The 12,507-nt window shown below is 67.0% G+C and carries 11 protein-coding genes; 7 read left to right on the plus strand and 4 right to left on the minus strand.

Going from position 1 to position 12,507, the window contains the following annotated elements; translation table 11 throughout:
* Window positions 1-484 precede the first annotated feature (484 nt).
* The 3 genes from EII35_RS05710 (at window position 485) to EII35_RS05720 (ending at window position 3,945) form a co-directional block, all read left to right on the plus strand.
* Complete coding sequence (locus EII35_RS05710; RefSeq protein ID WP_125227499.1) at window positions 485-1,216, plus strand: LppU/SCO3897 family protein; 732 nt, start codon at window positions 485-487, stop codon at window positions 1,214-1,216.
* Between the two features lie 75 nt (window positions 1,217-1,291).
* Window positions 1,292-3,331: an excinuclease ABC subunit UvrB gene (uvrB, locus tag EII35_RS05715; protein WP_125227500.1), complete on the plus strand. Its 2,040-nt coding sequence runs from the start codon at window positions 1,292-1,294 to the stop codon at window positions 3,329-3,331.
* A 62-nt stretch (window positions 3,332-3,393) separates the two neighbouring features.
* The gene (locus EII35_RS05720) at window positions 3,394-3,945 is read left to right on the plus strand and encodes a TIGR00645 family protein (protein WP_125227501.1); all 552 of its coding nucleotides are present in this window, start codon (window positions 3,394-3,396) and stop codon (window positions 3,943-3,945) included.
* Here the strand turns inward: EII35_RS05720 and coaE are convergent.
* The gene (gene coaE / locus EII35_RS05725) at window positions 3,890-4,519 is read right to left on the minus strand and encodes a dephospho-CoA kinase (RefSeq protein WP_125227502.1); all 630 of its coding nucleotides are present in this window, start codon (window positions 4,517-4,519) and stop codon (window positions 3,890-3,892) included. The genes EII35_RS05720 and coaE overlap by 56 nt on opposite strands.
* A 56-nt stretch (window positions 4,520-4,575) precedes the next feature.
* Here coaE and gcvT point away from each other — a divergent pair, with 56 nt between their 5' ends.
* The 3 genes from gcvT to gcvP are packed head-to-tail and all read left to right on the plus strand — an operon-like array spanning window position 4,576 to window position 8,889.
* Complete coding sequence (gene gcvT / locus EII35_RS05730; protein WP_125227503.1) at window positions 4,576-5,691, plus strand: glycine cleavage system aminomethyltransferase GcvT; 1,116 nt, start codon at window positions 4,576-4,578, stop codon at window positions 5,689-5,691.
* 10 nt (window positions 5,692-5,701) lie between these two features.
* Window positions 5,702-6,061, plus strand: a complete 360-nt coding sequence (locus EII35_RS05735) for a glycine cleavage system protein H (protein ID WP_125227504.1) — start codon at window positions 5,702-5,704, stop codon at window positions 6,059-6,061.
* Window positions 6,061-8,889 (plus strand): aminomethyl-transferring glycine dehydrogenase, encoded by a 2,829-nt coding sequence (gcvP, locus tag EII35_RS05740; RefSeq protein ID WP_125227505.1) that lies wholly within the window; start codon window positions 6,061-6,063, stop codon window positions 8,887-8,889. Before EII35_RS05735 ends, gcvP begins: the two co-directional genes overlap by 1 nt.
* A 47-nt stretch (window positions 8,890-8,936) precedes the next feature.
* Here the strand turns inward: gcvP and EII35_RS05745 are convergent, their stop codons facing one another.
* From EII35_RS05745 to rpsA, 3 genes are all read right to left on the minus strand, one after another.
* Window positions 8,937-9,191 (minus strand): hypothetical protein, encoded by a 255-nt coding sequence (locus EII35_RS05745; protein ID WP_125227506.1) that lies wholly within the window; start codon window positions 9,189-9,191, stop codon window positions 8,937-8,939.
* A 32-nt stretch (window positions 9,192-9,223) separates the two neighbouring features.
* Entirely contained in the window at window positions 9,224-9,691 is a 468-nt protein-coding gene (locus tag EII35_RS05750) for a hypothetical protein (RefSeq protein WP_125227507.1), read from the minus strand.
* 430 nt (window positions 9,692-10,121) lie between these two features.
* Window positions 10,122-11,573, minus strand: a complete 1,452-nt coding sequence (rpsA, locus tag EII35_RS05755; RefSeq protein ID WP_125227508.1) for a 30S ribosomal protein S1 — start codon at window positions 11,571-11,573, stop codon at window positions 10,122-10,124.
* 212 nt (window positions 11,574-11,785) lie between these two features.
* Here rpsA and EII35_RS05760 point away from each other — a divergent pair, with 212 nt between their 5' ends.
* Entirely contained in the window at window positions 11,786-12,502 is a 717-nt protein-coding gene (locus EII35_RS05760; protein ID WP_125227509.1) for a class F sortase, read from the plus strand.
* Window positions 12,503-12,507 lie beyond the last annotated feature (5 nt).

The following is a 12,507-nucleotide window of genomic DNA, read 5'->3' on the forward strand; positions in this document are numbered from 1 at the left end:
AGGGTTCGCTGGGAGGGTTGCGGAGGTCTCGACACGGACGGCTCGCGAGGCTCGCGGTCCGGCTCGACCAGCGGCGAAGCAGCGCGGCGAACTCCTGCGACGGCGACCGCCAGTTGACTCCCGTCGCGGGGTCGAAGGTTCCCTTTCCCCGCTGGTCGAGCTGAGGGCGCGGCGCGCCCGATAGTCGAGACCCGGTGAGGATTCGCAGGAACCGTCGCGGAGGTCTCGACACGAGGCCTTCGGCCTCGGCTCGACCACCGGAGGGAGGGTGCCCTCGGGCTTCAGGATGTGGTTGCGGTGGTCCTACACGGACGGCTCGCGATGCTCGCGGTCCGGCTCGACCAACGGACGAGGAGCGACCTGGATTCCCATGACGCATCGCCCTGCCACCTCGTCCCCACCAGCCCCTGGGTCCGAACTGCTCTGGACAACAGGGTGGGAGGTGTGAGTAACATCTGGTGTCCCCAAAAGTGAAGGATTGTCCATGACCCAGCCCCCCACCCCCCAGCCCGGGCAGCCGTTCGATCCCAACCAGATCCCGACGGATCCGCAGCAGGCCGCTGCGTGGGCTCAGCAGCAGCAGGCAGCCGCATGGCAGCAGCACGCCGCGTGGCAGCAGCAGGCCGCTCAGCAGGCCGCCCAGGAAGCGCAGGAGGAGGCCCACCAGGAGTACCTCGAGCAGCAGGCAGCCGCCGCCAAGGGACCCGCCTTCGGAGGCGTCCGCGGCATCATCAGCCTCGTCGTCGGCCTCGTCGTCGTGGGTGCTTCCGCCTTCGGGATCTGGAAGCACTTCCAGACCACTCAAAGCTTGAAGGCGGGCAACTGCATCATCATCGAGGGCAAGGACAACGACAACGTCGAGCCCAAGACGGTGGAGTGCGGCAAGGAAGACTTCTCCTGGAAGGTCACGTCCGTCGAGTCCTCCCAGAACGCCTGCGCCGCGGACACTTACACAGGCATCACCTTCGGTCAGAAGGGCCGTAGGGCTCGGCCCGCAGACCAGAAGTTCGCCTGCCTGGTGCCACTGTTCAAGGAGGGCAAGTGCTACGTCGAGGAGCCAACGACAGTCAACGGGTTCTCCGTGGGTTCCTGCGCAACCGGTGAGATCAAGGTCAACAAGGTCATCGAGGACGCGTCTGCCGTCTGTGAGGTGCCCGAGCAGACCCACAACATGCCGAGCGTGAACCTGACCTACTGCCTCGAAGAGGTCGCCTGACAGATCTCTTCGATGGTCGGGGCCGAGCAATCGGTCCCGACCATTGTCGTTCCCGGCGGAGTAGGGTGAGAGCCGATGAGACCCCTTGATGAACTGCGCCGTCAGGTCGCCCCCCTCGAGGTTCACGCCGACTTCGAGCCCTCCGGCGACCAGCCGACAGCGATCGCGGAACTGGAACGTCGTCTCCGCGCCGGGGAGCAGGACGTCGTGCTGCTGGGCGCCACCGGCACCGGCAAGACCGCCACGATCGCCTGGCTGGCGGAACGGTTGCAGCGTCCCGTCCTCGTGATGCAACCCAACAAGACCCTGGCGGCCCAGTTCGCCAACGAGCTGCGGCAGTTCTTCCCCGACAACGCCGTCGAGTACTTCGTCTCCTACTACGACTACTACCAGCCGGAGGCCTACGTCCCGCAGACGGACACCTACATCGAGAAGGACTCCTCCCTCAACGAGGAGGTGGAACGGCTCCGACACTCCGCCACCAGCTCCCTGCTGACCCGCCGCGACTGCATCGTCGTGGCCACCGTCTCCGCCATCTACGGCCTGGGCACCCCGGCCGAGTACCTCGACCAGCGGATCACGCTGCGCGTCGGCCAGGAGCACGACCGCTCCACCCTGCTGCGTCACCTCGTCGACATCCAGTACAACCGCAACGACCTGTCGAATGACCGCGGCACGTTCCGGGTGCGCGGTGACACCCTGGAGATCTACCCGATGTACGAGGAGAACGCGGTGCGCGTCGAGTTCTTCGGGGATGAGATCGAACGGATCACCACCCTCGTCCCCCTCACCGGCGAGGTCGTCCGCGACGAGAAGGAGATCTACGTCTTCCCGGCCACGCACTACTCCGCCGGAAGTGAGCGGATGGAACGCGCCATCGCCGGGATCGAGGAGGAACTCGTCACCCGTTTGGCCGACCTCGAGGCCCAGGGGAAGCTGTTGGAGGCCCAGCGGCTGCGGATGCGCACCAGCTACGACATCGAGATGATGCGGCAGATCGGCACCTGCTCCGGTATCGAGAACTACTCCCGCCACATCGACGGTCGCCCCGCGGGATCGGCCCCGGCCTGCCTGCTGGACTACTTCCCGGAGGACTTCCTCCTCGTCGTGGACGAGTCCCACGTCACCATCCCGCAGATCGGTGGCATGTACGAGGGCGACGCCTCCCGCAAACGCACCCTCGTGGAGCACGGCTTCCGTCTCCCCTCGGCCCTCGACAACCGGCCCCTGAAGTTCGACGAGTTCGTCGAGCGGATCGGCCAGACCGTGTACCTGTCGGCCACGCCGGGACCCTACGAGCTGGAACGCAGCCGGGGCTTCGTCGAGCAGATCATCCGACCCACCGGCCTCGTCGACCCGGAGATCATCCTGAAACCCACCAGGGGCCAGATCGACGACCTCCTCGCCGAGATCCGGATCCGCGCCGAGCGCGACGAACGGGTGCTGGTCACCACCCTGACGAAGAAGATGGCGGAGGACCTCACCGACCACCTCATGTCGGCGGGCATCCGGACCCGGTACCTCCACTCCGACATCGACACCATCCGACGCGTGGAATTGCTGCGGGAACTCCGGCTGGGCGAGTACGACGTCCTGGTCGGGATCAACCTGCTCCGGGAGGGACTCGACCTGCCCGAGGTGTCCCTCGTCGCGATCCTCGACGCGGACAAGGAGGGCTTCCTGCGTTCCGAACGGTCCCTCATCCAGACCATCGGCCGCGCCGCCCGGAACGTCTCCGGCCAGGTGCACATGTACGCGGACCGGATCACCCCGTCGATGGCGGCGGCCATCGACGAGACGAACCGTCGCCGCGAGCGGCAGGTGGCCTGGAACACCGCCCACGGCATCGACCCGCAGCCACTACGGAAACGGATCGCCGACATCACCGACATGCTGGACCGCGAGGACGCCGACACCGCTGGACTCCTCGAGGGAAGGGAATCCCGGCGGGCCGGGAATCTTCCCGAGCAGGAGCTCACCCAGCTCATCGAGGACCTCACCGCCCAGATGCATCAGGCGGCCGCGGAGCTGCAGTTCGAGATGGCGGCCCGGCACCGTGACGAGATCGCCGAGCTGAAGAAGGAGCTCCGGCAGATGATCGAGGCCAACAAGTAGTTCTTCCCGGGGACGGGAGCCGGTATGCTGTCCCGGCCCGTGCCCGTTGCCGAGAGGATCCGATGAGCGAGACCAACTCCCCCGAACTGGCCCCCCGCCAGTTCTCCAGCACCCTGGCCGCACTGCTGTTCGCCTCCCGCTGGCTGCAGGCCCCCCTGTACCTGGGGCTGGTCGGCGCCCAGCTGCTCTACGTGTACACGTTCATGAAGGAACTGTGGCACATGGCCTCCCACGTCAACAGCCTCACCGAGGCGAACATGATGTTGGCGGTGCTGGGGCTGGTCGACGTGGTGATGGTTGCGAACCTGCTCATCATGGTCATCGTTGGCGGCTATGAGACCTTCGTGTCCCGGGTCAACCTGCAGGATCACCCCGACCAGCCGGAATGGCTCAGCCACGTCAACAGCAACGTGCTCAAGGTCAAGCTGGCCATGGCGATCATCGGCATCTCGTCGGTGCACCTGCTCAAGACCTTCGTCGAGGCGAAGTCCTACTACGACAAGATGGGCGGCGAGGCCACCTGGCTGCTCCTCATGCAGACCCTCATCCACATGGCCTTCATCCTGTCGGCGATGGGTCTGTCCTGGATCGACCAGAAGTCCCGGAACCACTGAGCTCCTGCCACAGGGCCCGTACCTGCGCCATCGTCGCGGGTACGGGCCCTGAGCTGTCGATGACGCGGGTGGCGGCGCGCAGCCGCTCCTCGCGCTTCGCCTGCGAGGCGATCCGCCGCATCGCCTCGTCCCGCTCGTAGCCGTTGCGGCGCATGAGCCGCGCGATCTGCTGCTCGACGGTGGTGTCGACGACGACGACCTCGTCGAAGCTGTCCACCTGCCCGGTCTCGACGAGCAGGGGGATGACGTGCACGACGATGGCCCCCGGCGGGGCCGACCTCTCGAGTTCCCGCGCCCGCTCCCTCACCCGGGGATGAATGATGGCGTTGAGGTCGGCGCGCGCCCGGTCGTCGGAGAAGACGATTCTGCCCAGGGCTGCCCGGTCGAGGGTGCCGTCGGGGGCAAGGACCCCCACTCCGAAACGGGCCACGACCTCGCGGAGTCCCGGGGTCCCGAGGGCGACGACGTCGCGCGCCAGCACATCGGCGTCGATGATGTGGGCCCCGAGGCGCTCCAGTTCGCGGGCCACCGTCGACTTGCCGGAGGCGATTCCACCTGTCAACCCGATTCGCACCTTCTCAGGGTAGCGTCAGCGCTAGGCTGAACAACGGATCGGAGGAAGGGGTCCTCATGTCACCAGCCACGACGGCTCTGAACGACCTGCACACCGAGCTCGGTGCCCGTCTCGTGGACTTCGCTGGATGGGAGCTGCCGGTCAGTTTCGCCGGCGTCATTCCCGAACACCTGCACACGCGCGAGTCGGCCTCACTGTTCGATGTCAGCCACATGGGGCAGGTGCTGCTCCGTGCCGACTCCGGCGATCTCGGCGACGCGGCCACCGCCCTGGAACGACTCACGCCCGCCAGCGTGCTGGGTCTGAAACCGTGGCGGCAACGCTACGGGCTGTTCACCGACCCCGCCGGCGGGGTGCTGGACGACTTCATGTTCTCCCACCACGGCGAGCACCTGTACCTCGTGGTCAACGCCGCCCGCACCGAGCATGACCTCGCGCTGCTCCGCACCCTGGCCGGGGTGAGCGTGGAGCACGTGACCGACCGGGCGTTGCTGGCCCTGCAGGGTCCCCGCGCCGAGGAGGCCCTCGCCGCCCTCGTCCCGGAGGTGGCGGAGCTGGTGTTCATGGATTCCCGCATCCTGCCGTGGCGGGACGTCGAGCTGTGGATCAGCCGTTCCGGGTACACCGGCGAGGACGGTTTCGAGATCTCGGTGCCCAACGCCTGGGCCGAGCCCTTGGCCCGCGCCCTGCTCGCCATGGACCAGGTCGCCCCCGCCGGGCTCGGCGCGCGGGACTCGCTCCGACTGGAGGCGGGGATGCCACTCTACGGCCACGACCTGACCCCCGAGATCACCCCCGCCCAAGCGGGGCTCGGTTGGGCGATCCCGAAGGTTCGTCGACGGGGCGGCTCCCGGGAGGGCGGGTTCCCCGGGGCTGAGGTGATCCTGCCCGAGCTCGAGGCCGGGCCGTCCCGGCTCCGGATGGGGCTGCGTCCCGAGGGCCGCGCCGTGCTGCGGGAGGGCACCCCGATCTTCGCCGGGCCGGACGCGACCCAACCCGTCGCGACGATCACCTCCGGCGGCTTCGGCCCCACCGTCGGCGGCCCCATCGCCATGGCGATGCTGCCGGGCGCCCCCTCCCCCGGCGAGGTGCTCCAGGCCGAGGTGCGGGGCCGTCGCGTTCCCGTGACCGTCACCGAACCACCCTTCGTCCCCCATTCCTACAAACGTTGAGGAGGCAAAGATGCTGAAGTACACGAAGGAACACGAGTGGCTGCGGATCGAGGGCAACGAGGTCACCGTCGGCCTCACCCCCCACGCCACCAAGGAACTCCAGGACATCGTCTACATCGAACTCCCCGAGCTCGACGTCGAGGTGACCCGGGGTGAGGAACTGGTGGTGCTCGACTCCACGAAGGCCACCTTCGGCATCAACGCCCCCGCCGACGGGGTGGTGACGGCCGTCAATCAGGCGGTGACCGACGACCCGGAGTCGGTGATCGCCGATCCCGAGGGATCGTGGTTCTTCACCATGACCGTCACGGACCCGGCCGTGCTGGACGAGTACCTGGACGCCCAGGCCTACGAGGCGCTGATCGGCTGATGACCGCCTGGCAGCCCACCGGTTACGATCCCGACGACTTCGCCAACCGGCGCCACATCGGCCCGAGCCCCGCCGAGATGGCGACCATGCTGGAGGCTCTTGGCGTCTCCAGCCTCGACGAGCTGATCGATCAGTGCGTCCCCGCCCGGCTCCGCCAGCAGGACCCCCTCGACTGGGCCCCGTTGACGGAGGGGGCCGCCATCGAGGAACTGCGCCGGATCGCCTCCGGCAACCAGGTCCGCACCTCGATGATCGGGCAGGGGTATCACGGCACCATCACTCCCCCGGCCATCCAGCGCAACATCTTGGAGAACCCGGCCTGGTACACCGCCTACACCCCGTACCAGCCGGAGATCGCCCAGGGCAGGCTGGAGGCGTTGCTGAACTTCCAGACCATGGTCAGTGACCTGACCGGGCTCGAGGTGGCGAACGCCTCCCTGCTGGACGAGGCGACGGCGGCCGCCGAGGCCATGAACATGGCCCACGCCGCCGGGAAACGCCGCCGCAGCCGGTTCTTCGCGGCGGCCGACCTGCACCCCCAGGTGCTGAGCGTGCTCGCCACCCGGGCCCGGCCGCTGGGGATCGACCTCATCGTCGGCGACGTCGAGGACCTGGATCCCACCGACCTGTTCGGGGCGCTCCTCCCCCATCCCGGGACCCATGGCCACCTGCGGGACCACACGGAGCGGTGCCGGGCCCTGCACGACGCGGGCGCCCTCGTCATCGTCGCCACCGATCTGCTGGCCCTCACCCTCATCAAGGAGCCGGGGGCCATGGGGGCCGACATCGCGATCGGTTCCGCGCAGCGCTTCGGGGTCCCCATGGGATTCGGCGGCCCACACGCGGCCTTCCTCGCCTGCCGGGACGCGCTGAAGCGTTCCATGCCGGGCCGTATCGTCGGTGTCTCGAAGGATTCCGCGGGCAACCGGGCCTATCGGCTCGCTCTGCAGACCCGCGAGCAGCACATCCGTCGGGAGAAGGCCACCTCCAACGTCTGCACCGCGCAGGCGCTACTGGCCGTCATGGCCTCCTTCTACGCCGTCTTCCACGGCCCCCAGGGGCTGAGGGCCATCGGGCAGCGGGTCCACCTCATGGCCGTGACCCTGGCCGAGGCCCTGCGCGCCGGCGGGGCGGTCGTGTCCCCCGACCACTTCTTCGACACCCTCACCGTGACCGTGGGGGTGGGGCAGGCCGGCATCCTCGCCGCCGCCGAGCAGCGGGGCATCAACCTGCGTCGGGTGGGCCGGGACCGGGTGGGGATCAGCGTGGACGAGACCACCACCCTGGAGACGCTGTCCCTCGTGCTGGACGCGTTCGGCATCGAGCCGGTCACCGAGCTGGCGACCACCCCCGCCATCCCGGAGGAACTGCTGCGCACGTCGGAGTACCTCACCCACCCGGTCTTCCACATGAACCGGGCCGAGTCGGAGATGATGCGCTACATGCGCCGCCTCTCCGACCGGGACCTGGCGCTGGACCGGGCGATGATCCCGCTCGGCTCCTGCACGATGAAACTCAACGCGGCCGTGGAGATGCTGCCCATCACGTGGCCCGAGTTCGCCAGCCTGCACCCGTTCGCCCCCGCATCGCAGGCCGTCGGCTACCAGCAACTCGTCGAGGATCTCGAGGAGAAGCTGTGCCGGATCACCGGCTATGACGCCTTCTCCATGCAGCCCAACAGCGGGGCCCAGGGCGAGTACGCCGGACTCATGACGATCGCCGCCTACCACCGGGCCAACGGTGAGCAACGCGACATCTGCCTCATCCCCACCTCCGCGCATGGCACCAATCCGGCGTCCGCGGCGATGGCGGGGATGAAGGTGGTGGCCGTCGCGGCGCTGGACAACGGTGACATCGACGTGGCGGACTTCGAGGCGAAGGCCGCCGAGGCCGGGGACCGCCTGGCCGCGGTCATGATCACCTACCCCTCCACGCACGGGGTTTTCGAGGACACCGTGACCCGGGTGTGCGAGATCACCCACGCCCACGGCGGCCAGGTCTACATCGACGGTGCCAACATGAACGCGCTGGTCGGTCTCGCCCGCCCCGGTGACCTGGGCGGCGACGTCAGTCACCTCAACCTGCACAAGACCTTCGCCATCCCGCACGGTGGCGGCGGCCCGGGCATGGGGCCGATCGGGGTCAAGGAACACCTGCGCCCGCATCTGCCGAGCGATCCCCGCACCGGAGAGCCCGGCGCCGTCTCCGCGGCACCCCTGGGTTCGGCCTCGATCCTGCTCATCTCGTGGGCCTACATCCGGCTCATGGGAGGTTCGGGACTCACCCAGGCGACGAAGGTGGCGATCCTGAGCGCCAACTACCTCGCCAGCAGGTTGTCCGAGGCCTATCCGATCCTGTTCACCGGTCAGCACGGCCGCGTGGCCCACGAGTGCATCGTCGACACCCGTGGCTTCGCCAAGCACGGGGTGAGCGTCGACGACATCGCCAAGCGGCTCATCGACCACGGTTTCCACGCCCCCACCATGAGCTTCCCGGTGCCGGGCACCCTCATGATCGAACCGACCGAGTCGGAGACCCTCGCCGAGCTCGACCGCTTCGTCGCCGCGATGCTCGACATCGCCCGCGAGGCCGAGGAGGTCGTCTCCGGGGCGGTCTTGGCGGAGGAATCACCCCTGCGCCGGGCCCCGCACACCGTCGAGGACCTCGTCGCCGAGTGGGACCGCCCCTACTCCCGCGAGCAGGGCTGCTTCCCTGCGGGCGCCTTCCGGGTGGACAAGTACTGGCCCCCGGTGGGCCGGGTCGACAACGCCTGGGGGGATCGCAACCTCATGTGCTCCTGCCCACCCTGGGAGGGCACGCCAAGCTGAGAACACGACAGGGCTCCCACATCATGTGGGAGCCCTGTCGTCGTCCATCAACTGCGGCGGAACTCTTCCTCTGAGACTGGTAGCAGCGGCTTCCAGACCGAGACACCTGGCCGGGCGGCAGCAGCCTGCGCGAGGGAGATGACCAAGGCAATGATGAAAGCCAACAACCAGACCTCGAGCATGGTCACCGCGAGTGGCAACTGCTTGAACCAGCCGACCAGCAGGGAGGAGATGAAGGCCGCGGGCTGATAGACGGCCGTGGCGAACATGAACCGCCGCCCAAAGGTCTCGGGCCATACCATTCTCTGTTTCCTCACTGAATCCACGTCCCTACTCACCTGCACGCATCATTCCAGTTAATGGGAAAGAGAACTGATGAACCTGCGCTACAAGCCAAAGCCCACAACCCGGCGGGCCAGCAAACCATACCTGTTCCCAGCGCAAATGCATAGGCCGCCACATAGGCTTGCCAGCAATCATATCCGTAACGAGGGAGGCGCTTCAGCGGCATGGCCCCCAAACTGCCGTAACCCGTTGACAAGGAAACTCGCTCAACCACCGGCTCACCCTCTCCTTCAACGAGAGCGAGTTGAACCTGGCCATCAACCTCCGTCAACTCGAAGTGTTTCCCCTCGGTGTTTCGCACCAAATCCTCAATGTCAGCCTCAGTGAGTGTTGCCGCGTAATAGCTCAGCAACTTGCCATCTGGACTCAGCTGCTGTAGTAGATCTCGAAAAGCCGGTGCACGATCGAGGCGCTCGATGCCGTCAGCTATCGCTTCGTCACCGACCTTCTTGACCACTGACGCCACATGGCTTCCCCTTTGACTCACTTGCACCATGGCTGTCCTTCGTGCCTCTTCCGAATCATGGTCGGTCGGGTTAGACAACGCTGACGCGGTCGCACCACCCCCCAGGGCCATGGTGACTGAAACGAGGAGAGTAACAACTCGGGAACGCATCGCAAAATCACCTCCATGTGACTACCCCTCCAAGATAGGGGTTTGAATCCACGGTAACAGCGCCCCACCACCTCGGCAACCTCCGAAGAGAAAATTAGCTTAAAGTTAGCAGAGCAGACGGCACCATCTCTGCGCGGAGGCGGACGTTCGCCCGGCGGACCATGGCCTTCGGGAGTGAACACCCCCCAGCAGGGGTTTGTCTCTTGGAACTCTCTGAGGCCCTGTCCCACCAGGGAACAGGGCCTCAGAGGAGTGTGATTGCTGTGTCGGATCAGCTGTTGCCGCCGGTCAGCTTGTCGCGCAGCGCCTGCAGGGCCTCGTCGGAGGCCAAGGAGCCCTCAGTCGGCTCGACGGAGGTGGAAGCGTAGCCGGTGCCGGCCTCCGTCGCAGCCTGACGCTCGGCCTCGGCGGCCTCGGCCACCTGACGCTTGTGGGCCTCCCAGCGCGCCTGCGCCTCGGCGTACTGCTGCTCCCAAGCGGCCTGCTGCTCCTCGTAGCCGGGCTTCCACTCGTTGGTCTCCGGATCGAAGCCCTCGGGGTAGATGTAGTTGCCCTGCTCGTCGTAGCTGTCAGCCATGCCGTAGAGGGAGGCGTCGAACTCGTCGGCGGCGACGTCCAGACCCTCGTTCGCCTGCTTGAGCGACAGGGAGACGCGGCGACGCTCGAGGTCGATGTCGATGACCTTGACCATGACGTCGTCGCCGACGGAGACCACCTGCTCGGGGATCTCGACGTGACGCTCGGCAAGCTCGGAGACGTGGACCAGACCCTCGATGCCGTCGCCCACCCGGACGAACGCACCGAACGGCACCAGCTTGGTGACCTTGCCGGGCACGATCTGACCGATCTGGTGCAGCCGCGCGAAGGTCTGCCACGGATCCTCCTGGGTCGCCTTCAGCGACAGGGACACGCGCTCGCGATCCATGTCGACCTCGAGGACCTCGACGGTGACCGGGGTGCCGACCTCGACGACCTCGTTCGGGTGGTCGATGTGCTTCCAGGACAGCTCGGAGACGTGGACCAGGCCGTCGACACCGCCGAGATCGACGAAGGCGCCGAAGTTGACGATGGAGGAGACGACACCCTTGCGGATCTGGCCCTTCTGCAGCTGGTTGAGGAAGGTCTGGCGGACCTCGGACTGGGTCTGCTCAAGCCAGGCGCGGCGGGACAGGACCACGTTGTTGCGGTTCTTGTCCAGCTCGATGATCTTCGCCTCGAGCTCCATCCCGACGTAGGGCTGGAGGTCACGAACGCGACGCATCTCGACGAGGGATGCGGGCAGGAAGCCACGCAGACCGATGTCGACGATGAGGCCACCCTTGACGACCTCGATGACGGAGCCGGAGACCACGCCGTCCTCTTCCTTGATCTTCTCGATCGTGCCCCAGGCGCGCTCGTACTGGGCGCGCTTCTTGGACAGGATGAGGCGACCCTCCTTGTCCTCCTTCTGCTGGACCAGGGCCTCGATCTCGTCGCCGACCTGGACCACGTCGAACGGATCGACGTCGTGCTTGATGGAGAGTTCCTTGGAGGGGATGACGCCTTCGGTCTTGTAACCGATGTCGAGCAGGACCTCGTCCCGATCGACCTTGACGACGGTACCGGAGACGATGTCGCCGTCATTGAAGTACTTGATGGTGGCGTCAACGGCGGCCAGGAAGGCTTCCGGAGTGCCGAAATCGTCGACCACGACGGTCGAAGCCTCAGTGGAGGAGGAGGACATGTAGTAGGGCTTTCACAATGGAACGTGGGACCCTGCGCCCTGTCCGATCCCGCGGGGCTCGGACGCGCCAGCCCTCCTCGGTCCAAGGGCAGGCAGGCCACAGTTGCCAACCACCCTATATTCCGCACCCGCGGGCGGTCAAACATCGTCCAAACGTTCACCAAGAGCAAGCGAGGTTTGTCCACCGGGCGTCTACTACTACCCTAGGTCGCGTGAATCTCGCCGAAGCCCTCAAGAACCGCAAGGTCCAGATCGGAGTGGCGCTCGTCGCGGTGGCGCTGGCCGTCGCGCTCGCCCTCCTGTTCATCTTCCAGAACAACTCGTCCTCAACCTCCCCCGCCCCGTCGGCCAGCGCCAGCCCGACGGCCAGCGACGGAGCCTCCCCGGACTCGACCACCCCGGATGCCCCCGCGGAGTCGTCCCCCGCCGCCACCGAGTGCTCGCCGCTGGATGAGCTCGGGTTCATTCCGGTCCGCTACACCATCGAACGGCTGGGGGTGGAGGCCGACGTCCTGTCCCTCGGTCTCGACGAGGACAACTTCATCGCCGCACCGCCGAAGAACCAGCCCCAGTCCGCCTCGTGGTGGAACGGTGGCCCCGCCCCCGGCTCCGCCCTGGGCCAGGTCGTGATGTCGATCCACACCTACCAGAACGGTGGCGCCGTCGGGAACCAGCTCTACGCCGACGGGAAGAGCGCGCTGCAGCCCGGCGACGTCCTCAAGCTCTGGGACGCGGCAGGCCGCATGGGCTGCTACGAGTACGTCGCCGACGAGAAGATCATGGTCTCCGATTTCGACCCCGACTCGGATGTCCTGGTCCGCCTCGAGGGTGATCCCAGCCTGGCCATCGTCATCTGCTGGGACCACAACAAGGACACCGATGAGTGGGACTCCCGCATCTTCTTCCGCTTCAAGCCGGTGACCGCCTGACGCAG

The organism is Arachnia propionica (assembly GCF_003932785.1).
GTDB classification, from domain to species: Bacteria; Actinomycetota; Actinomycetes; order Propionibacteriales; family Propionibacteriaceae; genus Arachnia; species Arachnia propionica_B.

What these genes read in the sequence shown, in the direction of transcription:
- EII35_RS05710 (WP_125227499.1), top strand. Translation starts at nt 485, where the DNA reads ATGACCCAGCCCCCCACCCCCCAGCCCGGGCAGCCGTTCGATCCCAAC.
- uvrB (WP_125227500.1), top strand. Translation starts at nt 1,292, where the DNA reads ATGAGACCCCTTGATGAACTGCGCCGTCAGGTCGCCCCCCTCGAGGTT.
- EII35_RS05720 (WP_125227501.1), top strand. Translation starts at nt 3,394, where the DNA reads ATGAGCGAGACCAACTCCCCCGAACTGGCCCCCCGCCAGTTCTCCAGC.
- gcvT (WP_125227503.1), top strand. Translation starts at nt 4,576, where the DNA reads ATGTCACCAGCCACGACGGCTCTGAACGACCTGCACACCGAGCTCGGT.
- EII35_RS05735 (WP_125227504.1), top strand. Translation starts at nt 5,702, where the DNA reads ATGCTGAAGTACACGAAGGAACACGAGTGGCTGCGGATCGAGGGCAAC.
- gcvP (WP_125227505.1), top strand. Translation starts at nt 6,061, where the DNA reads ATGACCGCCTGGCAGCCCACCGGTTACGATCCCGACGACTTCGCCAAC.
- EII35_RS05745 (WP_125227506.1), bottom strand. Translation starts at nt 9,191, where the DNA reads ATGGTATGGCCCGAGACCTTTGGGCGGCGGTTCATGTTCGCCACGGCC.
- rpsA (WP_125227508.1), bottom strand. Translation starts at nt 11,573, where the DNA reads ATGTCCTCCTCCTCCACTGAGGCTTCGACCGTCGTGGTCGACGATTTC.